The following is a 20,843-nucleotide window of genomic DNA, read 5'->3' as shown; positions in this document are numbered from 1 at the left end:
ACGGCCAGTTTTACCTTTCTGAGATACCCTAAATAAGGAGATTTACCCTTGAACGCCCCCGCAAAGAGACCCCAGCCTTCGATCAGTCAGGACAGCCTCACTAATTTCGGCTTTAAACGTGCTTTTGGTAATGCCGCATCTGGCTATATCTTGATGTTTGATGGCGTTGGCAATGAGTCAGGCCGCAAAATTTATGTGCCCGGCGGCTCATTGGGAATGCACTTCGCCAAGCTGGTGAAGATGCAGGGTAGTCATACCGAACAACTGATCCTATCCAGACTTTCGCGCTTGAGATCTTGCGCAGGCGGTTTTCAATCCTATTCGAATAAACGTGATGCATTTGAACATGTAGACATCGTTGAAAACCTCAGAATCAGCTACATAATTCGGCAAGACACGGTTGGCGGATTAGGACCAGGCATTTATATCACTGATATCGAGTTTGTGAACCACGCTAAAGGCCATACTCCTGGTTTATATCATATTCGATGTGACCAAGATGAGTGGATTCCATCTGAGACTGCTGATAACAAAATAGAAACAACACATGCTGCAATAAATGGCATGGCTGATAGCATGGAATATGCTGCTACTAAAGTTATACCAAGGATAATAGAGGGTGGATACGGGGGAGATGATAGCCTGGATAAGAGCAAAGGTTATACACTTGCTTACAATCCAAGACCTCTCTACTCAAGGGGAACAGAGTGGACAACTCCAGAGCAAAAAGTAACTTCGGCGGACTTTACTGCACAACTCGTTGCTAAAAGCCTTTACGACGCTCAAGTGGCTGGCAAAGAAATAAAGTGGACTATTCATGGTGATGGCGCCGACCTATTTCTTAATGCTCTGAACAAGCTCCCCCGACACTTTAAGCTGAACATGCACACTCTATATTTTGGGGCTCCATCAAGAGCAATCCTGGGTGTTCTTGATCACATTAAAATAAAAGAAATGAAGTTGGCGAAAGAGCTCATCAAAAATCAGTCGGATGACTTCCGAGACACAATTGCGAGGACTCAACTGTTATTTCAAGTGGCCCAGCGTGTTAAGGATTTGGGACCAGAGTACAAGCTCTACTCTTATAAATTGAGAGGGGACGCACGAAAATCCAGAAATACGGCCATCACCCAGGGGTTGATAGCTTCAAGCGCAGGCATGTCTATGGGTGGAATCATTGCAGCAATATCAGCAGATATGTCCGCTTTTTCTGCATTAGCTGCAGCAGTCGGCGGTATGTCAGGCTTAGGCAGCACTCTCTTTCTTCTGTATAAGAACGCTGAGTTAATTAGAAATTTATTCGCAACCCATACAATGAACCCTGAAATCAACCCGCATATGAACCCACATATGAGCAGCGGTGATTTTAATACTATGGTTGAGGCTAAATATGAAGGTTTAGGGAAATCCTTTATCGGTGTAATGAAGGAACTTGGGAGACGTTCTTGATGCGCTGGCTCCAAAGGCTAAAAGCATCCAAACTGAACCCAATGGGCCCTGACTTTTCAGCGGCCCCTTGGGTCGGATTTAATCTATCTGGAAAGAGGTTACGTTTTCGTTGTCCTAGTCATGAGATGAGCGGCCCTTTTGAAAGATACGCTGAGAATATAAACCTTTACCAAGATGATATTTTTGAAAAATGGAAAAAAACTAATTTAGGTATGTCTGTATCTCTGCTAACAACTGGCTGGAAGTATTGGGATAAACCTTTTGGTGAAGGGGCTCTAGGATATTTAACGTTAGATGTAAAACTTCACCGGAGAGATCCACACTATAGAGAAATAGACACTATGCTGAAGCCAGAGGATATGGAAAAGTGGCTATTGGTTTTTTCTGATGGATTATGGGGAAGTATAAATAGAGACTTGGTAGCTAATCCAGAAAGAAAAGTTCGCCCAATCATTCCAGAGAGGGACTTTTGGCGATACCCAACAGTTAGTAAGGATATCAGCAGGCTACGTATTAATGATCTCAACTGGTATACATACTCTGTCGACATGCCAGATAAGGCCAAAAGGCGCCGCTGGCACACCCCGATAACTGATGATCATGAGCTAGCATTCATTTTTAACCCTTCCGCTCTCGGGCGTGACTATTATGAGTCTGGTCATGGCTTAGATGATGCAGTGAATCAGACTGTTAAAGAGTTTATAGACAACGTTCACATAACGTTCGGTTAGCTCCCCCTTCCGCATGGCGCTGTAAAGCGCTATGCGCTTTAGCTCTGGCCTTCTCTTTAATTTTAAGGCTTCTCTCCTCCCTGCCTTTGTTGTGCTGGTTACTCGTTTAGTAAATAAGCAACCAGGGACAAAATGTGACGTAGTTCACAAAACAGAAAAGATTTAACAAAGATTTGTTACACACTGTTCCTGTGCAAAAGTGGTATAAAAAACAACTGTATTTACATACAGTTATCTGAAGAATCTAATGTGAAATCTGATCTTTTTATAGCCAACAAGTCAGTTTGTTATCAGATTGGTTATGCTTTGAACATTCACCACGTTAATTGTGGCCTCGATCAATCAGAGGTTCTGAGCCATGAAGGCGTAAAAGGAAGTATTTGGGAGTTATCGAGTTTTGTTATCCAGGACGAAAAACATTAACAACACTTTGGATCTGCTGACGGATAGTCAGAGAGTGTTAAGTTTCATGCAGCAGTGCTTGACGCGAAATTCATGGCCAGAGTTGAACCAGGAAAGCCAGGAGGGGTTCGATATCATCATTGAGGACGTAAAGGAAAAACTGGAGAAAGCGCAGAAAGCGATTAAAGCGGAAACTAAATAGCGCCCGCATTGTGTTGAGCCTGGGCCAGTAGTTCCAACTGCTCGGCCCGATCCATCCCCCGTAACATTTCAATCATCATTCGCTTGGCCTGAAACGACGACGGGCTGAGCGTATGGCTAAACGCCAGATTCATGACAAAGCTATGCCCGCATTCCGCGTTTTTACAGACGCAGTATAGATTCGCCAGTTTGGGGTCTAAGACTTGGCGACTGGTGATAATGGCCTTATTTCCGCACTCTGCACAGTTGACTTGCATCGACTTCGCCCTTACTTCAAGTGAATGGCAATAATACCATATTACGCCAAAATGAGTAATAAATACCCCATATCTATAGTGATTTGAAGAAGCAAATTTCTTAGAGATTTTTCAAAGAGGCTTGTTTAAAATTGACTGTGTAATCATATATAAAAATTGTTATAAAACGAAAAAAATGGACGCTAAATTTATTACTAAAAAACTAATTAGTGCTTTAAAAAGTCAGCTAAGATTATTGCCAATAAATATTAATGACGCTATGTTTTTCACAGCAATTGGAGTTATTACAAGCACGGGGATTCATACAAGTAGCTTGATTAAACTTCCTACTAACATGGACCGAGATTATTTTAATAAAATATTATTTGATCACCTCCCTATTCTTTCAATTGCTTCGCTATGGCTGGTTGTAACGATTTTGTCACTACTTAGAATGATAATTTCCAAACATACAAAAACATATAAGATAGTATCTTTACAGGCTCGCCATCTCTCAGAAAGGGTTTCACAGCTATTTTCGCCGGCTTTCTTTGTTTTATTGGGCGTTTCCGTGACAACTTTTTGTATCTTTTTGTGTAAGAAGGAGGAGGTATATTATCAGCTCTCTGTGTTGGTGCTATTTTTTGATGCGATAATGTTAATACTATGTACTTTAGTTAATTTCATATCAGAAGATTCAAATGCGAGGTATCCTCTATCAATTCAAAAACTATCTATTGCCTTATTGATATTTATTCCTAGCACTTTAATTTTTTATGCCGTCACTAACGAGAAAAAAATAGAGGTTAGTACTGAGTTTACTATTTCTGAGATAGACCATATCAAGGAGGCAGCTAAGATTGAGAATTTAAATATTTCTGAATTTATCCATCAGGCTGCGTTAAGCAGGTATAATTCGCATAACCTAGAAGGAAAATGAATACTATAGAATAGTTGGTAATCGTTTCACTTCTCAGGTAGAAGCTTATTTCATACTTATAAATCGCACCTGTTTTTGACTAGGTAGCTCGTCATTCAGTTTTAAAAACACATGCTGCATGGGGACGACTTCGTTTTCATAGTATACGCGGCTGATCTTTTCTATATCCCCAAAGCCCCCTGTGTTCTCCGGCATGATGCCGGCCAGCGCGGGCTGAATGCGCCACATGCTTAATACGTCGTTGCGGCTTAGATTTTTGACCCGCTCAAACTCATCTTTGGTGGCAATGTCGCCCACGGGGATGATTTTCACGGAGTCGGGCTTTCCCCCAGGTATGTTGATGTACAGGCTTCTAAAATTGCCCACGCCCTTGCTGGCGCGAATCTGTTCTTTCAAGGATTGTTCATCTTCAGGGTCCAGCTGCGCATCGGCGGTGTAGAAGATAAAGCCCATGTGGGCGCCGTTGTTGTAGTACTTGCGCCTAAACAGGGTGGCGCTCTCATTCAGCAAGACAGATTGCAGGCCACCCAGGTATTGCGGAACGCCATAGATTTGCTGATTCACGTCGTACTCTTTTAACTGAATGATTTCCCCCGGACGAAACGCTAACGGGTCCACCTGGTTAGGCTGCAGTAAACAGAACTGGTCCGGGGCTTTCATGCGTCGCATGTTCAGCGCCGGGATGTGCTTCAGGCGGACGACCTGACCCAGGCGGTTAAAGATCCGCTGAAAATAGCACATGCCAAACACCAGGTAATCGAAGCCGGCGTTCTCCAGATCGGTGGCGCTGAGCACGGGCGACGGCACGTAAAACTTGCGCAGCATGTTGCGCTTAAAATAGGGAATGGTCCCGTGATGGGCGTTAGCGCGTAGCAGTTTGGCCAGCCCGGTGAGACTGACGGGCGGCGCGTAATAGTCGCCATGGGGATTTAAGAACACGCCCAGGTAAGAGGTCAGCGTTGTGTCTAAAACAGCCTCGGGCGCGCCAAAGCTAAACGCAGTCGGGGAAGTCAGTTTGCTCATTTTCTAATGCTCTCTTATCCCGCCATGGCGATGGAGCCACGGCGTTGCTTACGGTCCAAGGGTTCATTGCTAAGCGCATGCATGATCGACCAGGCCACGTCCGCATGGCCGGTTTTGCTGCTACGGTCGGCCACATAGGTGACCAGGTCGTTTCCCGTCGTGGTCTGTTTCACCTGGAGGAACGCCTGAGGAATGTCGGTGTGCTCGGCGTCCCACTCAATGCGCGCGTTTTCGATCACGTCCATGGCCTTCAACACCAGGGCGGTTTTGGCGTTTAGGCTGTAGTGAATGGGCGTGGCCCGTGGGTAGAAGGCTTTCACCTGCTCGAATACGCCCAGGCCGGGGCCGGTGCAGTCGATGCCGACAAACTGCACGTTGTAACGTCCCAATAGATCCTTGATGCGGTTCGCCTGATAACTGAACGCGCCTTTTAACTGGATCTTTTCCAGCACGCGGAACTTGCCGGCGGGATGCATGGGCGGCGCCACCACCACCACGGTGGAGCGGTCCCCTGTGCGCGCCGGATCGTAGCCCAACCACACGGGATAGTTTGCAAAGGGGCGCGGCTGCCTGGGCTTGAAGTCGGGCCAGACCTCGCCGCTGCATACGGCGCAGCTCAACAGATCGTCCAGCTTGAACACGGAGAGGCCCGCTTCCATGAAGGCGCACATAAACAGGTTCTTAAATTCAGCGTCGGTGTATTCCTGCTTCAGTTCGTCAATGTCGAACAGGTCGCAGCCTTGATCCGCCGCATCCTCCACCGTGACCACATTACGCCAGACCTTATCCGGGCCCAGCTGGCCCTCCCGTAACGCCGCCCGCGACAGATCAAACTCGACCTTATGACGGCGGCTCTCGTTGTAGCGCTCGCCGCTCCACAAGGTGTACGCGCCATGGCTTTTCACTGACGGCGTGGAAAAATAGGTTTTGCGCCATTTCTTATGCGCCGCCATGCCGCTGGCCAGCTTGTTAAGCCGATCAAAGTCGGGAATCCAGAACACTTCATCAATGTATAAATGGCCGTGGTAACCCTGGGCGGTGCGGCCATTGGTGGACACAAAACGCAACTCCGCGCCGTTGCTGAGCGGAATCACGTCCACACCTTTCAATTCCGTATCGAAATACTCGCGCGCAAACTTGAGGATATAAGCTTTAAAAATGTCCGCCTGGGAGCGGCTGGCGGATAAAAAGATTTGGTTATCGCCGGACGTGATCGCGTCCTGGAAGGCTTCCCAGGCAAAGTAATAGGTGGCCCCGATCTGGCGCGACTTCAGAATAAAACGCGTGCGCTGGCTTTTGTTATCGTGCCAGCGGTGCTGGTAGTCGTAAAACAGTTCTTTGCGGATCGTCTCCAGGCGTTCCGGGGTAATCCCGCTGACGTCATTTTTAACGCCGCGCTTTTTCTTCTTACGTTGGCCGCCTGCGTCTCCGTGTTCCGACTGTGCTTTCTCTCTCGCGGTTTTGGCTTTCTTTAAATCAATGCCGGCCAGCTTATCCAGCAGGTTGCTAAGTCGGTCTATCTCCTGGTAATCGCCCGCCACCTTATTGGTTTTTTCCACTAAATGAATTAACCGCCTGGCGGTGGCCTGCTCGACGGTTTCGTGCTGCAGCATGTCTTTCCAGTTGTGCCGCTCAATCCACTGGTAAATAACGCGGACGTTATTAATCCCCAGCTGCTGCTGGATTTCCGCCGGCGTGATATGGCGAAGAAAAAGGCCCTTCGCCGCTTCGATGATTTCAGGGGGGTAACGTGATGACATGCGGCCCAGTGTAAGGGCTTTTTGGTGGCGTTAATCCTGATTTAACTCCTTGTTATTCCTACTAAAAACGACAAGGAAAAACGCGTATTCAAAGCCTTTGCCGGGCTCGGTGGGAAGGCCTATCTTGGCGTCATCGCAACGACTGACGGACCCGAGAACATGCCCCGCACCCTGCATACCGATTTTGTCAAAGTGGCCACCAGCGGACCCACGATTGACGGGCGCAATATCGCCGCCCAGGACATCATCGACATGGCAACCAACTACGACCCCGCCGAATACACGGCGAACATCTGGTACGAGCACATCCGCATTTTCGGCAATCTCGGCCAGGTGGTGGCGGTGAAGCACGAACAGGACGACAAAGGCCGGGAGTGTTTGTTCGCCAGAATCGCCCCCTCGGACCAACTGATTTTGATGAACACCAGCGGACAAAAGCTGTTTACCTCTATCGAGATCCAGCCGAATTTCGCGGGAACCGGCAAAGCCTACTTAGCAGGCCTGGCAGTGACTGACTCGCCGGCCAGCCTCGGCACCTCGGAACTGCGCTTTAACGCCCGGGCGCAACACCCGGACAACCTGTTCACCACCCCGATTGAATTAGCGCCGCTGCGCGTGGACAACCCGACCAGCCTGTTTTCCCGGCTTATGGGCAAGTTTGCGCGGACGGAACCCAGCCACGAACCCAACGAGCAAGAACACGCCATGACGGAAGACCAATTCAACCAGCTTAACCGCGCCCTGGCGGACGGCTTCGCCAGCCTCGCGGACAAGCTGAACGCCAAAGACGAACCAGAAGCCCCGGATCTGGCGCAAGCGCTGGCGGAGATCAAAGCCGAGTTCGCCGACCTGAAGACCGCGCACGACCACTTAAAGGCGGAGTTCAGCGCCGCCCTGGAAGAAGCGCCCGGCACGCTCACCCCTGAAGGCCTTGGCGACGCCGCGCCACGCGTGCTGTAACTCCAACCACCAACGAGCGGACCGAATGAACTTTAAAACGAAACAATTATTCAATGACATGTGCGCCGCCATGGCGGCCACCTACGGCGTGGGCTCCGTCGCGGAGCAGTTCAACGTTGAGCCCACTATCGCCCAGGAGTTGCAGGACAAAATCACCGAAAGTTCGGAGTTCTTGCAGCTGATCAACGTGGTGGCGGTGGATGAACTGAAAGGGGAAAAGGTGATCGGCAGCGTAACCGGCTTTGTGCCCAAGCGCACCGACACCGACAGCGCCGACCGCCAGACCAGCGACGTGCTGGCCCTGGGCAGTAAAGGCTATGAGCTGCACCCGGTGGAATACGACACCCACATTAAATACAAAACCATCGATTCCTGGGCCAAGTTTCCCGACTTCCAAGCCCGTTACGGCGGCTGGGTGCGCAAGGCGATCAGCCTTTCCAAGCTCCGCGTGGGCTGGCTGGGAACCAGTTGCGCGCTACCTGCGACCAAGCCCGGCGACCACCCTAATGGCGAGGACGTGAACAAAGGCTGGTTGCAGCAACTGCGGGAATTTAAATCCGGCTCGCAGTGGTTCGTTGAAGGCGCGACCGCCGGCCAGATCCGCATTGGCGAGGGCGGCGACTTCGCCAACCTAGACGCAGCCGTTCACGCCTGCTTACAAATGGTGGACGAGCTGCATCGCGACGGCGGCGACCTGGTGGTGATCATGGGGCGCGATCTGCTGGCGGAGGACAAAGCGCAGCTGTACGCGGCGCAAGGTCACAAGCCAACGGAAAAGGAGCGCCTGGAGAACCAAGCCATTATCCGCACCTATGGCGGCCTGCCGGCGATCACCGCGCCCTTTTTCCCGGCCCGGGGCCTGCTGATCACCAGCCTGGATAACCTGAGTCTTTACTACCAGGCCGACAGCCTGCGCCGTCAGGTGATCGACAACCCCAAACGTAACCGCGTGGAAGACTTCAACAGCCTGAACGAAGGCTATGTGATCGAGGACGAAACCAAGGCCGCCGGCTTTGAGTTCGCCAACGTGAAGCTGCCCACGGGCGCCGGCGACTGGGCTTAACCCATGCCGCTGCTGACCGTCCAACACAAACAGCGCCGCCTCGCCAGGCAGGCCGCTAGCGACGCCCTAACAGCGGCGGAGATGGCGCGCAATGCGTCAGTCATGCATAGCGCTCTGTCGCCCCGGGTGCGGGGCGATTACCCGGTGGCGCTGGCGGCGCTGACGCAATGCCGGGAGCAGCTGGCCGAGCTGGACAGCATCCCGGACAAGGTCGCGTTAAAGGCGCGCGTGTTGCCCCAGTTCATGGATTTTTTGCAGGCGTACCGGGACAGCGGCCAGCGCTACCCCAACGAGGTGTTGGTGTTCTGCGTCATCTGGTTGTTCGACGTGGGCGACATCGAGAACGCCCTAAGCTGGGCGGGCCTCGCCATTGAGCAACAGCAGTGCATGCCCGGCCACTTTAAACGGGATCTGCCGACCTACGTGCTGGAAGAGGTCCACGACTGGGCGGAGCGTCAGTTCAAGGGCGGCGACAGCGCCAGTCCTTACCTGGATGACGCGGCGGCGCATTTAACCTCGCAGGCCTGGCCCACGGCGAACGACATTGTCGCCGGCAAGTTGTACCGCCAGTGCGGCCTGAATGCGGAACAAAACGTCGACCTGAACGCGGCGCTGGCGTACTTCGAACAGGCGCAGGCGGCCAACCCGGCGGCGGGCTGTAAAACCCGCATCGCCAAACTACAGGCTAGGCTCGGACTGGCCTAACCGACTACCCACCCAGGCGGGCGCCTGGGGGCGCTGCCGGCCTCGCGCCGCGTCAGCTAAACCCAGTGCGCGCCGCCTTCTTATTCGGAGGCTGCGACCATGAGTTTCAGCGGTAAAAGCAACGCCGTGATAGAGGCGACGCTGACCAATGACGGCTTTTTCCCGGACCTGTCTTTGTCGGAGTTCCAACGGGTTTACCGCATCCCGGCGGAGTACCACGGGGACATGGTCGCCGCCCATGTGCGCCAGGCCATGCTGGACATTAATTTCAGCCTAGCGATGCGTAAGGCGGAATGGCTGAGCAGCGGCGTTGCGTCGCTGGCTGAAGCCAACGGCGAGCAGCTGGACGGTCACAACGTGCTGGTCCTGTATTACCTGCGCGCCGTGTCCTGCCGCGCCAAAGCGTCGCTGTTGAACGCCTTCGCCACCATGAACCGCCGGGCGCAGGCGGAGAACCTGGCCAAAGAGTCGGACGAGGCCGAGCAAAGCCTATTAAGCGACAGCGTGCGCGCCCTGCGTCGCCTGCTGGGCGCGGCCACGGGCATTACGGCGGAGTTGCTGTAATGGCCCTGGCGAAACTGCGCGACCTGACCCGCTTTCTGCTGTCCCAGGATCTGGCGCCGGCGGAACAGTGGGACAGCTGGATGGAAAACGGAACCCTGGAGGCAGCGGACAAACGCCTGGGCGCGGGCGTGCGGGTGTGTCGCCTGAAGTATGACGCGGTGCTGGTGGTGGAACGCTACAGCGGCCCGCCGCAACTGCTGATCGCTCACGTGGTCACCTGGTTGATGGACCACGACCCGGAACGGGAGCGGGACGGCCTGGGCCACCCCGACATCGATGTGGACGTAAACGGCGACGATACCGCCGACATAGAAACCCGCATCGGCTTTTACGAAAACCTCGACCTGGTCGCGGACGCCGCCGGCGCGATCCAGTTTGGCGGCGAGCGCTGGCGGGTGGAGTCGGTCCCCGTGTACGAGCCGGACGCGGTCGGCGTCGGCGATGACCAAGCCCAGCCCACGGATGCGCCCTATGTCCGTAAAAATTGAGGTCGGCGGCCACCTGAAGCTACAGCGCCAGCTGGACCTTTTGAAACTGCCGGCGGCCAAGCGCAGGCGGATTCTGGGACAGATCGGGCGCCAGGTGCGGACCCAGTCGCGCAAGCGCCTGCGCAGCCAGACCGGCCTGGACGGCCAGCCCTGGGAAGCGCGCAAACAGGGCAATAAAAAAATGCTGCGGGGATTGAGCAAACGCCTGGCGATATTCCCCGGCGCGGATCGGGTGGACATTACCTTTAAAAACACCCTGGTCGGACGGATCGCGCGAGCGCAGCAAGAGGGCGTCACGGAAATCATGACCCGCGCCCGCATGCAACAGCGCCACGGCCACCCCGACTACGCCGCCCCGGCGACCCGGGCCCAGGCCAGGCAGTTACGCGAGGCGGGATTCACCCTCCCGCGCGGCCAGGGACGCGGACGCAAACGGCCCACGCTGAAGTGGGTCACGCAACACCTGACCTTCGGCCAGGCCGGCGCCGTGCTGCGCGCGCTGACCGACAAGCCGCGCCAGGGGCGCTGGTTGATTCCCCTGCCGGCGCGCAGCTTTTTAGGGGCGACGCAGCACGACATCGACGCGTTCATTGATCGCATTTTTGAACAGACATTCAAGCAGGCAACAAAGGGTTAACCATGGCGCAAGGCAAGGTCACCATCAATAACTTGAACCTCTCGCAAGGGAACTTTCCCGAGGTGGAGCGCAAGGCGCTGTTTATCGGCGTAGGCGCCAAGAACCTGGGACGGGTGCTATCGCTGAACACCCAAAGCAACCTGGACGAGATCCTGGGCGCGGACGACAGCGCCCTAAAAACCAACGTCGCGGCGGCCAAGGCCAATGGCGGCGAGAACTGGCAAGCCTACGCGGCGCCGATCAATAGCGGCGATCCCTGGGAAACCGCCCTGGATCAGGCCATGTTGACCGTATCGCCGGAACTGGTGGCGCTGTGTGCGCCGGCGGCGGACGCCGCCGCCATCGAGGCGATGCAGACCAAGGCGGAATTGATCCGCACCACAATAGGCCGGCGCGTCATCGTGCTGACCGCCAGCGCCGGCGTGGACCCTGAAACGCAAAGCTGGAGCGATTACGAGGCGGCCCAGGCGGCGATCACTCACGGCGCGGCCTGTCCCCGCGTGGCTGTGGTCCCACTGCTGCATGGCAACGATTTAGGCGTATTGGTGGGTCGCTTGTGTAACCGGGCGGTGAGTATCGCCGATAGCCCGATGCGCGTCGCCACCGGCTCCGTGTTAGGCCTGGGGGACGCCCCCGTGGATCGCGACGGCGTGGAGCTGCCGGACGCGACCCTGGCGACCCTGGACGCCAACCGTCTGTCCTGCGTACAGCGTTACCCTGATTACCCAGGGACCTACTGGGGCGACTGCAATTTGTTGGACGTGCCGGCGGGCGACTACCAGGTGATTGAAAACCTGCGCGTGGTGGACAAGGCCGCGCGCGCCATTCGCATTCTGGCCATCGCACGCGTGGCGAATCGTTCGCTGAATTCTACGCCCGTGAGCATCGCCGCCAACAAAACCTATTTCATGCGCCCGCTGCGCGAAATGAGCAAAAGCGTCGTTTTTGCGGGCGAACATTTTCCGGGGGAGATCAAAAGCCCCAAGGACGACAGCATCGAGATTGTTTGGCCCACGAAAACCCGGGTGGAGGTGTACTTGAAAGTACAGCCGTACAACTGCCCGAAAGACATTACCGCCAACATCATTTTGGATCTGTCCCACTAAGGACACGGAGGAACAACCATGAGTCAAAAGCGCCTCTCCGGCAAAGACATAGACGTGATGATCGGCGACATGCTGGTGCATGTGGAGGAAGTCACTTTAAGCATTGAGGACGCCACGGCGGTCACCAAAACGCGCGGCATTCCTAACGGATACGTAGACGGCGAAGTCAGCGCCTCCGGCGATATCACGGTGGACACCACCAACCTGCAAACCATTTTAGACGCGGCCAAGGCCGCCGGCAGCTTCCGCGCCCTGGAGCCGTTCGACCAGGTGTTTAACGGCGCCACCAGCGGCGGCGAACTGCGCATAGAAGCGTTCGGCTGCAAGTTAAGAATTTCGGATCTCTTGAACGCCAAAGCCAGCGGCGGCGAGCAGCTGACCCACAAACTGGCCTATGACGTGACGGACCCAGACTTTGTGCGCATTAACGGCGTGCCTTACGTGGACGCGTCGGAAACGGAAAAGCTGGTGTAAGAAATGGCAAGGGACATCTTAGACCAGGCCGCCGAGCTGCAAGAAAAGCTAAACGCGCAGGCGTTAGCCCGGCAGCTGGCCGGCTCCACCCTGGGCCAACCCAGCCGCGCCGTCTGTATTGACTGTGAGGACGCTATTCCGGCGCTACGTCAGCAGCTTGGCGGGGTCTCCCGCTGCGTGGAATGCGAAGACTACTACCAACATGCGCAACGGCAACGACGCCAAAGGGGGCGCGGATGAAGGCTATCAACTATGAACAACTGCGCGCGGCGGTGCGCAACCAGGGCCACCGTTTTTTTGAAACGGGCGACTACAACCTGAATCTGGTGGGCGTGCGCGCCCAGGATCGCCACGCCAACACCTTTAACGATGCATTGTATGCGGCCTTTCAGACCCAGGGACAACCCCATCTGTTTTGCTGGGCGGCCACCACCGATCCGGGGCTTTATTGGCGAGAACATTTAGCCAACCCAGCCGGCGCGGCGATTGTGAAGCCCGGCCAGTATCCCGGCGTGTGGGCACTGGGCAAACACCAAGGGAAATATGACGCCCTGGTGCAACGCGGGCCGATTACCGTGTTTCGGGATAAGGACCGCAACGCCCAGCTGGACGCCCAGGGAGAAACCGAAACGGGTCACTTCGGCATTAATTGCCACCGCGCCACTCTTCAGGGGACCAGCCAACAGGTGGACCGCTGGAGCGCGGGCTGTCAGGTGATCGCGGACAGCGCCGACTTTGATGTGCTGATGGCATTGTGTCGCAAGGCGGCGGGACTGTACGGAAACCGTTTCACTTACACCCTGTTGGACGAAACCGAGGTGAGCCGATGAGCCTGTTAAGCAAAGTGGTGGACGTGGTGACCGGCGGCCTGGCGGACAGGGCTTACCAAGTCGTCAAAGACTATTTCCCGCCGGACATGAGCGAGGCGCAGCGCGCCAATGTGCAGCTGGCGCTGCAAAACCTGGAGCTGGAGAAAAAACGCCAGGCGGAGCAAGCGCGCCAGGCGGCGGAAAAGCAGTTAACCGAGCGCATCAAGGAGCTGGAAGGCAGCGCCAAAGACTTGCTGCGCCTGCCCATTCTGGGGCCGCTGATGTTGTTTTTACGAGGCTGTCAGCGCCCGGTGTGGGGCTTCGCCACTCTGTATCTGGACTGGATGTGGTTTAGCGCCTGGACCCTGGACGAGCAGCAACAAACCGCGCTGATCACTATCAACGTGCTGGTGCTGGGATTCCTGTTTGGCGAGCGCGCGCTGGCCAACGCCGCGCCCCGCATTCTGCACTTTATGAAAGCCCGTAAAAGGGGGTGAGCCATGCCCGACAAAGCCGCGTCAGCGGCGGCTTACGCCAGCTCCGCCGTGGCGACCTTATTCGGCTTAAGCCTGAGCCAGGTGGTCGCCCTGGGCGGGCTGCTGATCGCCGCCGCCACCTTCGTGATGAACTGGTATTACAAACAAAAGCATTTAGATCTGGCCCGCGAACAGGCCAGCAAACAACGCAACGGAGTTAACCAAGATGAGCAACCCAACCACCCAACTGATTGACGTTTCGGCCGCCGGCCAGGACTTCAGTTTTAACGTGACCCGCGAGGCGTACAACAAGTACGTCAACGCGGTGACGCCGACCAACAAGATCGCCCCCAGCCATAACTTTTTGGTCGGGACCGTGGCCCAGGAGCAGCGCGACGCCTTAGTAAAACTGATCCGCGACACGCCCGGCGCGGAGGTGCAGCTGGCCGGTGCCGTGCTGGAGGAGTACACCCCGGACCTGGGCATCGTGGCAAAAAAGCGCAGCGCATAGCGGACCAGATCGCCGCCAACGGCTACGACCAGTTGCGCGCCTACGCCGCCAAGTGGTTGTCCGCGCAGGAGCCCAGCGAGGACGCTCTGGGGCTCGCGTTATTTTTAGAGCGCGATTACTGGAGTAAACACGAAATCGCCGTGGCGAACGGCATCGCCAAAGCCTTAAAAGGGTAAGACAGCATGAGCAACAAACTCGAAAAACTGATGTTCAGCGTGTCGCTGATCGACCGGGCGAGCGGCGTCGCGGGCAAGATCCAGCACAGCCTGGACCGGCTGACCCAGCACGCGACGCGGGGCTTTGTGCAGATGGCCGCCGGCGCTACGGGTTTGCTGGGCGCGGGCGTCGCCCTGGAAAGCATGCTGGGGCCGGCCATTGAGATGGATCGCGCCTTGGGGGAAGTCAAAAGCCTGGGCGTGGCCAATGACGCCTTGCGCACTCTGGAGGAAACCGCCTTGCGCTTTTCCATCCGCTACGGCGAAGCCGCCGACGACTTCGTGCGCTCCAGTTACGACATTCAAAGCGCCATCGCCGGGCTAAGCGGTCGCGAACTGGCCACGTTCACCGAGGCCGGCGGCGTGCTGGCCAAGGCCACCAAATCCGACAGCGCCACGATCACCAATTACATGGGAACCATGTATGGCGTGTTTCAGCGCACGGCGGAGCAGATGGGCAAGGCGCAATGGGTGCAACGTCTGGCCGGCCAGACCGCCAGCGCGGTGCAGATGTTTAAAACCACCGGCGCGGAGATGGCGGCGGCCTTTGGCAACCTGGGCGCGGAAGCGCAAAGCCAGGGCGTGACCCTGGCGGAGCAAATGGCGGTGTTGGGATCGCTGCAGGCGACCATGAGCGGGACCGAGGCCGGCACCAAATACAAGGCGTTCTTAGCTGGTGTCGGCAACGCCCAGAAAGCCCTGGGCCTGGCGTTCACCGACAGTCAAGGCCGCTTGCTGCCCATGGTGGAGATCCTGACCCGCATTCAGGGGAAGTTTGGCGACATCGACACGGTGGCCAAGGCGGACCTGTTGAAACAGGCCTTTGGCTCCACGGAAGCGGTGGGCCTGGTCAAGCTGCTGATGCAGAACACGCAGGGCCTGGCCGGCGCCATCGACCAGCTGGGGGCGCAGACCGGCATGGACAAAGCGCGGAGCATGGCCGAGGCCATGATAGATCCCTGGCAACGCTGGGCGGCGGGCGTGAATGCGGTCAAGGTCAGCTTGGGGCGCGCCTTTTTACCGATATTACAGCCCATGCTGGACCAACTCACCGCCGGCGCGGAGACGCTGACGCGCTGGACCCGGTTGTTTCCGAACCTGACCCGCCTGGTGGCGATCGCGACTTTAACCGTGATCGGTTTGGTGGCGGCGGCCTCCGCCTTCGCCCTGGCCGCTGGCGTCGCCCAGCTGGTCCTGGCGGGCTGGCACGCGGTGCTGTTGCTGGGAGCTGGGGCGATGCGCGCCTGGTCCCTGGCGGTCAGCGCCGGACGCGCGGCGCTGTTTCTGTTGCAGATAGGAACCTATCTGGCGGCGGGCGCCTTTACCGCCATGCGGGTGGCCTTGTTGACCGGCGCGGCGGCGACCTGGGCGTTTTCCACGGCGCTGCTGGCCAACCCCATTACCTGGATTGTGTTGGGCGTGGTGGCGCTGATCGCAGCCCTGGCCGCCCTGGTGATCTATTGGGACGAGGTTAGCGCGGCGGCGTCCGCCGCCCTGGGCTGGATCGTGGAAAAGTGGACCGGCTTACGCAGCCTGATCGAGGACAACGCCTTTTTAAGCGCCGTGTTTGCGCCGCTGCTGGCGGCGGCGGATCTGGCGGGATGGGTGATTGATTCGTTTGGAAAGATCCCCGACTGGTGGGCGCAGTTTACGGACTGGCTGGCGCAGCTGGACCCGTTCGCCGTGATCGGCGCCGGGGTGGATTGGTTGATAGACAAAATCAACGCCATTCCCGGGATCGACCTCGGCGACGGCGGCGAGATCCAGCTGTCCGAAAAAGTGCGCCAGGAGCGCGAAAACATCCAACGCTTTGCGCCGGCCCTGGACGAAGGCCGGATGAACCAGACGCCGCCCGGGGGCTTTCTGCAGCAAGTCAGCAACGCCAACAACACCACTCACCGGGGCGTGACGGTGGAGAAACTGGAGGTGAACGCCAACGGGCCGGTAAACGGCTTCATGCTGGCGGATGAACTGAGCATGGCGGCGGGGTGACTATGGCGGACTTTATAGACCTGCACATCGTTAACAACGATATCAGCCTGGACGCTATCGGCGTGCCGCAGGAGATCAGCGGGCGCGCCTCCATCGCCCAGGACATTAAACACATGATCCGCGAAAGCGGCTTGCTGGTGGAGCTGATCGGCGAACGCAACCCGGAAAAAGTGGCGTTAAACCTGAGCAGGATTGAAACCCGTGTGGAGAACGACGCGCGCATCAAGCCAGGCACGGCCAAGGTTACGCGCACGGACCCGGAAACCGTGTATATCACCGCCAAAACCCTGAAATACGGACACATCGAGTTCTACCTATGAACGATCACCACGCAGATTTTGCGCGCCTGGTCAAAGAGGCCGGCATTCCGACCACCGAGGCGGAACTAAAAACCGTCTGGGAATACGAAGTCGCCGCCCAGGGCGTGGCGTTCAGCAACAACAGCGAGTATTCGCCCTGGTGGCGCATCGTGTCGGCGCTGGTCACCAAGCCCGTGCTATGGCTGGTGGACCTGCTGATTACCGGCGTACTGCCGCAAATGTTCGTAAAAACCGCGTCCGGCTCCGCCCTGGATCTGCTGGCCTGGGGCGTGGCGGTGGAACGCAAGCAGGCGGCCAAGGCGCGTGGACGCGTGCAGTTCACCCGGGGCGACCTGTCCGGTCAGCTGGAGATCCGCGCGGGAACTGTCATACAGAGCGCGAGCATCAACGGCAGAATCTACCGCCTGCACACCACCCAGGCGCGACGTTTTTCTGATGGAGAAGCCACGTTACTGGTGGACGTGGAAGCGGTGGACACGGGTAGCGGTTACAACCTGGCGGCGGGTTATTACGCGGTGATGCCGAGCCCCATCCCCGGGGTAACGGTCACCAACCTGGACAACTGGCTGTTGCAGCCTGGCGCGGATCGGGAGACGGACGACGCGCTACGTCTACGAGTGCGCAACCAGTTCAGCGCGGTGAACCAGTGGCATACCGACGCGGTGTATACGGCGATCATCGCCGGCTTTGACGGCGTCAGCGTGGATAACGTGTTTTTTGAGCATGAAGCGCCGCGCGGTCCCGGCACGGCCAACGCCTTTATTTTGTTTGAAACCGGAACGCCGGACGCGGCCTTTTTGGCGCGCATCCAGGCGCGGATCTCCGACGAAGGCAACCATGGACACGGCGATGACCTGCAGGTGTTCGCCATGCCGGAAACCCAGCACGACGTCAGAGCTGATATGTGGGCGGACAGCGCCCTGGATGCGGACGCGCGGGAGCAGTTAAGGCAATCCGTGACGCAGTTTATTCGGGCCGCGTTTCGGGAGAATCAGGACTACCAGCCGACGCGGACCTTTCCGTTTAGCCGGTTTTCCTTCAGCCGCCTGGCGCAGGAGTTACACACGACGTTTCCGGCGCTGGCGTCCATTGATTTTAAAACCAGCGATATCACCAGCCGGATGGATATCCCCCGGCTGAAGTCGCTAACGGTGACCTTGCCATGATCGAAATTAAATTGCCGTTTTGGCTTGGCGGGGAGCAGCTGGCCAAGCTGGCCCGCGCCGCCCGTCGTTACTGGGAGCGCGTCGAACACTGGCTGCGCTGGCCGCTGCGTCAGATCGACGCGGAAACCTGCGCCCTGGGCGTGCTCAATCTGCTGGCCTGGCAACGCAATATCGCGCGCTTCGCCGGCGAGCCGGAACGCCTCTACCGGTTGCGCGTGAAGTACGCCTACGCCAATGCGGTGGACGCCGGCAGCGTCGCCGGCTTCAAGCGCATCATGCTGCGTTTGGGAGTGGGCTATGTGGAGATCGAAGAGCGCGCCCCCGGGCGGGATTGGGACGTGATCATCTTGCGTCTGTCCGATAACCAGCTGAGCGACAACCCGGAGCTATTGCGCATCATCCTGCAAATGTATGGGCGCACCTGTCGCCGCTATGAGTTCGCCTTGATTACGCCCATTACCTTCGGCGTGCGCGTGGGGGAATTTGACTGGGACCAGCACACCCTGACGGCGACCTTGCCGAACAGCCTGCGCCTGACCTTACGCCTGGCGGAGCCTAACCACGATTCACAACAGTTAGTCGCACGACTTTAAAGGAGTTTTTACCATGCCTGTGATCACCCTCGCCGGGGAACGGCTGATCGCCCAGAAACAAGCGGCGGGCGCGCCGCTGACCATCGACGGTTTTGTGCTGGCCAACGTGCCAGGACTGGACCCCGTCGCGCCCATTGACCGTAACGAAGGTTTACCCGACGCCAGCCACCAGGTGTTTAGCGGCGGCGTCACCCAAGTGGGCTACGTCAATCCTAACCTGGTGGTGTACTCGCTGATATTGGACAGCACCCAGGGCGACTTTGCGTTTAACTGGATCGGCCTGATATCCACGGCTGACGATAACGCGGTGGTGGCCATCGCCCATGTGCCCCTGCAACAGAAACGCAAAACCCAGGGCGGCGTCACTGGCAACGCGATCACCCGCAACTTTATGCTGGAGTTCAACGGCGCGCAGTCGCTGACGGACATAACAGTGAGCGCTGACACCTGGCAGATTGATTTCACCGCGCGTCTGTTGGGCATCGACGAGCGCGAGCGTTTGAGCAATCAGGATTTTTACGGCGCCGCCACCTTCATTCAAGACGGGTTTAAAGTGGTGCACGCGGGTGGGCGCTTCGCATTGCAGCCCGGCGTCGGCTATGTGGGCGGCGTGCGCATCGAGCTGACCGAGCCCTTAGCCGTCACGGTCACCGCGCGGCCCGCCAGTATTTGGGTGGACGCGGCCCTGGTGGGCGACGTGAGCGGCGTGGAGGCGCGCTTGCAGGTGATTGTCGCAGAGCAGGCCGAAGGCGGCCCCGACGCCAACGGCGTGCGTCACTATGTGGCGAAGCTGGCGGATATCGCCATAGATGGCGTTATTACAGATCTCCGTCCGCTGGCGGTCGCCGCGATCAAGGACGCCCTGAAAGCGCATAAGGTCAACTCTGACCCACATCCGCAATACCTGACCGATGGCCAGGGGCGTAGCGTCGCCGGCGAGGTGGCCAAGTCGGCGTTAACTGCGCACCAGGCGGACGCCGATCCGCACGCGCAATACCTGGACACGGACAGAGGGAAGAAAGTCGCGGCGCAAGTGGTTCAGGGGTTTATGGGCGCGCACATGGCCCAGGCGGACCCGCATCCGAATTACCTGCGCAAGGAGCAATTTACAACGCTGATTTCCGGGCGCAAAAACTTGCTGATTAATCCCTATTTTTCCGTGTGGCAAAGCGGCCCCACCGTGGTAAGCCCCACACATGGAACCTATCTGGCGGATGGCTGGAAGCTGCACCGCGTGAATAAGTTCAACGGCGAGCTGAACGCGCATTTGCTGGATAACAAGCTCGGCATGGCGCTGACCTGCACCGCCGCGTCCACCCGAAACGGCCTGGTAAGCGTCTCTCAGTTCGTCGAGGCGTCCACCTTGCACCCGATCACCAGCCTGGGCAAAACCAGCATGGTGAAAGCGGTGTTTAAAGTGCGGTTCTGCGCCAACTACACCGGCAAATTGAGCGTGGCGGTCCACAACCGCGACGCCAGTCTGCTGCTGGGCTGGAAGTCTTCACCGATCACGGGGGGCGCTACCTTTCCCTTTCAAGAGGTGGAGGTCGCGTTCGAATTTGGGGACTACCATTTGAGCCCGGAGAGAACCGGCGTCGGGGTAATCGTCTCGGTGCATGTTGAAGACGACACCCATTGTGGATTTGCGGCCAAGGCCAACAACCAGCTGCGCCTGCATGCGATGCAGCTGGAGCTGGGCGAAACGTCCAGCGAATTTGAACCGATCTCATTGCATGAAGCCCTGGCGCAATGCCAACGCTATTACCGCGCGGTGACGATTCCCTACTTGCAAGGATGGACCACCGATGAAGAGCGCTTCACGGTGGGTAGCCTGTGGTATCCCACCATGCGCGTGCCGCCGGCGGTCAGTCTGTTGGACCTGTCTTGCACGGGCGGTATTTTTGCCAGAGCGGAAGGGATCACCGATAAAAACTGTTATATCACCCTGCAACCTAACGGCAGCGGACACACGGCGATCAGGCAAGGCAGAGCCATTTTGGACGCCCGCTTTTAAGGAATATG

General features: G+C 57.2%; 25 protein-coding genes. 22 read left to right on the top strand and 3 right to left on the bottom strand.

The genetic code is table 11. The annotated features are described in order from the left end of the window. Positions 1 to 48: 48 nt before the first annotated feature. Both ONV78_RS03275 and ONV78_RS03270 read left to right on the top strand, forming a co-directional pair. Entirely contained in the window at positions 49 to 1,449 is a 1,401-nt protein-coding gene (locus tag ONV78_RS03275; protein ID WP_279501082.1) for a hypothetical protein, read from the top strand. Then, positions 1,449 to 2,180: a hypothetical protein gene (locus tag ONV78_RS03270; protein WP_279501081.1), complete on the top strand. Its 732-nt coding sequence runs from the start codon at positions 1,449 to 1,451 to the stop codon at positions 2,178 to 2,180. The genes ONV78_RS03275 and ONV78_RS03270 overlap by 1 nt, the downstream gene beginning before the upstream one ends. 596 nt (positions 2,181 to 2,776) lie before the next feature. Here the strand turns inward: ONV78_RS03270 and ONV78_RS03265 are convergent. Beyond that, complete coding sequence (locus tag ONV78_RS03265) at positions 2,777 to 3,040, bottom strand: ogr/Delta-like zinc finger family protein (protein WP_279501080.1); 264 nt, start codon at positions 3,038 to 3,040, stop codon at positions 2,777 to 2,779. A 175-nt stretch (positions 3,041 to 3,215) separates the two neighbouring features. Here ONV78_RS03265 and ONV78_RS03260 point away from each other — a divergent pair, with 175 nt between their 5' ends. Further along, positions 3,216 to 3,959, top strand: coding sequence for a hypothetical protein (locus ONV78_RS03260; protein ID WP_279501078.1), 744 nt, complete (start codon positions 3,216 to 3,218; stop codon positions 3,957 to 3,959). Positions 3,960 to 4,004: 45 nt separating this feature from the next. Here ONV78_RS03260 and ONV78_RS03255 read toward each other — a convergent pair whose 3' ends face one another. Together ONV78_RS03255 and ONV78_RS03250 are read right to left on the bottom strand one after the other, a co-directional pair. After that, positions 4,005 to 4,982: a phage portal protein gene (locus ONV78_RS03255; RefSeq protein ID WP_279501076.1), complete on the bottom strand. Its 978-nt coding sequence runs from the start codon at positions 4,980 to 4,982 to the stop codon at positions 4,005 to 4,007. Between the two features lie 14 nt (positions 4,983 to 4,996). Further along, positions 4,997 to 6,742 (bottom strand): terminase family protein, encoded by a 1,746-nt coding sequence (locus ONV78_RS03250; RefSeq protein WP_279501074.1) that lies wholly within the window; start codon positions 6,740 to 6,742, stop codon positions 4,997 to 4,999. Positions 6,743 to 6,901: 159 nt separating this feature from the next. On the opposite strand from ONV78_RS03250, the gene ONV78_RS03245 reads away from it, so the two are divergent. The 19 genes from ONV78_RS03245 (at position 6,902) to ONV78_RS03155 (ending at position 20,835) form a co-directional block, all read left to right on the top strand. Then, positions 6,902 to 7,702 (top strand): GPO family capsid scaffolding protein, encoded by an 801-nt coding sequence (locus ONV78_RS03245; RefSeq protein ID WP_279501072.1) that lies wholly within the window; start codon positions 6,902 to 6,904, stop codon positions 7,700 to 7,702. A gap of 25 nt (positions 7,703 to 7,727) precedes the next feature. Beyond that, positions 7,728 to 8,765: a phage major capsid protein, P2 family gene (locus ONV78_RS03240; RefSeq protein ID WP_011394382.1), complete on the top strand. Its 1,038-nt coding sequence runs from the start codon at positions 7,728 to 7,730 to the stop codon at positions 8,763 to 8,765. Positions 8,766 to 8,768: 3 nt separating this feature from the next. After that, complete coding sequence (gene gpM / locus ONV78_RS03235; RefSeq protein WP_279501069.1) at positions 8,769 to 9,470, top strand: phage terminase small subunit; 702 nt, start codon at positions 8,769 to 8,771, stop codon at positions 9,468 to 9,470. Between the two features lie 99 nt (positions 9,471 to 9,569). Beyond that, positions 9,570 to 10,034, top strand: a complete 465-nt coding sequence (locus ONV78_RS03230; RefSeq protein ID WP_279501067.1) for a head completion/stabilization protein — start codon at positions 9,570 to 9,572, stop codon at positions 10,032 to 10,034. Further along, positions 10,034 to 10,522: a phage tail protein gene (locus ONV78_RS03225; RefSeq protein ID WP_279501065.1), complete on the top strand. Its 489-nt coding sequence runs from the start codon at positions 10,034 to 10,036 to the stop codon at positions 10,520 to 10,522. The genes ONV78_RS03230 and ONV78_RS03225 overlap by 1 nt, the downstream gene beginning before the upstream one ends. Next, on the top strand, positions 10,506 to 11,159 hold the full coding sequence (locus tag ONV78_RS03220) for a phage virion morphogenesis protein (RefSeq protein ID WP_279501059.1): 654 nt from the start codon (positions 10,506 to 10,508) through the stop codon (positions 11,157 to 11,159). Before ONV78_RS03225 ends, ONV78_RS03220 begins: the two co-directional genes overlap by 17 nt. 2 nt (positions 11,160 to 11,161) lie before the next feature. Then, positions 11,162 to 12,265, top strand: coding sequence for a DUF2586 domain-containing protein (locus tag ONV78_RS03215; RefSeq protein WP_279501057.1), 1,104 nt, complete (start codon positions 11,162 to 11,164; stop codon positions 12,263 to 12,265). 18 nt (positions 12,266 to 12,283) lie between these two features. Next, positions 12,284 to 12,739, top strand: a complete 456-nt coding sequence (locus ONV78_RS03210; RefSeq protein WP_011394376.1) for a DUF2597 family protein — start codon at positions 12,284 to 12,286, stop codon at positions 12,737 to 12,739. Positions 12,740 to 12,742: 3 nt separating this feature from the next. Next, positions 12,743 to 12,979, top strand: coding sequence for a hypothetical protein (locus ONV78_RS03205; RefSeq protein WP_279501053.1), 237 nt, complete (start codon positions 12,743 to 12,745; stop codon positions 12,977 to 12,979). Continuing rightward, positions 12,976 to 13,569, top strand: coding sequence for a hypothetical protein (locus ONV78_RS03200; protein WP_279501051.1), 594 nt, complete (start codon positions 12,976 to 12,978; stop codon positions 13,567 to 13,569). The genes ONV78_RS03205 and ONV78_RS03200 overlap by 4 nt, the downstream gene beginning before the upstream one ends. Then, positions 13,566 to 14,045 carry a hypothetical protein gene (locus tag ONV78_RS03195; RefSeq protein ID WP_279501049.1) on the top strand — a complete coding sequence of 160 codons (480 nt, stop codon included), beginning with the start codon at positions 13,566 to 13,568 and terminating at the stop codon, positions 14,043 to 14,045. Before ONV78_RS03200 ends, ONV78_RS03195 begins: the two co-directional genes overlap by 4 nt. Positions 14,046 to 14,048: 3 nt before the next feature. Beyond that, entirely contained in the window at positions 14,049 to 14,279 is a 231-nt protein-coding gene (locus tag ONV78_RS03190) for a holin (protein ID WP_279501047.1), read from the top strand. Continuing rightward, positions 14,251 to 14,535, top strand: coding sequence for a putative phage tail assembly chaperone (locus ONV78_RS03185; protein WP_279501045.1), 285 nt, complete (start codon positions 14,251 to 14,253; stop codon positions 14,533 to 14,535). Before ONV78_RS03190 ends, ONV78_RS03185 begins: the two co-directional genes overlap by 29 nt. A 32-nt stretch (positions 14,536 to 14,567) precedes the next feature. Next, a complete protein-coding gene (locus ONV78_RS03180) occupies positions 14,568 to 14,711 on the top strand; it encodes a hypothetical protein (RefSeq protein ID WP_279501044.1) in 144 nt (47 codons plus the stop codon). A gap of 6 nt (positions 14,712 to 14,717) precedes the next feature. Then, positions 14,718 to 16,742 (top strand): phage tail tape measure protein, encoded by a 2,025-nt coding sequence (locus ONV78_RS03175; RefSeq protein ID WP_279501042.1) that lies wholly within the window; start codon positions 14,718 to 14,720, stop codon positions 16,740 to 16,742. Positions 16,743 to 16,744: 2 nt separating this feature from the next. After that, positions 16,745 to 17,062, top strand: coding sequence for a DUF2590 family protein (locus ONV78_RS03170; RefSeq protein WP_279501040.1), 318 nt, complete (start codon positions 16,745 to 16,747; stop codon positions 17,060 to 17,062). Then, the gene (locus ONV78_RS03165) at positions 17,059 to 18,228 is read left to right on the top strand and encodes a baseplate J/gp47 family protein (RefSeq protein WP_279501038.1); all 1,170 of its coding nucleotides are present in this window, start codon (positions 17,059 to 17,061) and stop codon (positions 18,226 to 18,228) included. The genes ONV78_RS03170 and ONV78_RS03165 overlap by 4 nt, the downstream gene beginning before the upstream one ends. Continuing rightward, positions 18,225 to 18,821 (top strand): phage tail protein, encoded by a 597-nt coding sequence (locus tag ONV78_RS03160; protein ID WP_279501034.1) that lies wholly within the window; start codon positions 18,225 to 18,227, stop codon positions 18,819 to 18,821. Before ONV78_RS03165 ends, ONV78_RS03160 begins: the two co-directional genes overlap by 4 nt. Before the next feature lie 13 nt (positions 18,822 to 18,834). Further along, a complete protein-coding gene (locus ONV78_RS03155) occupies positions 18,835 to 20,835 on the top strand; it encodes a phage tail protein (protein ID WP_279501032.1) in 2,001 nt (666 codons plus the stop codon). Positions 20,836 to 20,843 lie beyond the last annotated feature (8 nt).

The organism is Hahella sp. CR1 (genome assembly GCF_029813005.1).
Taxonomy (GTDB): Bacteria; Pseudomonadota; Gammaproteobacteria; order Pseudomonadales; family Oleiphilaceae; genus Hahella.
Note: the sequence above shows the minus strand (reverse complement) of the source record. Positions and strands in the feature narration are given on the sequence as shown.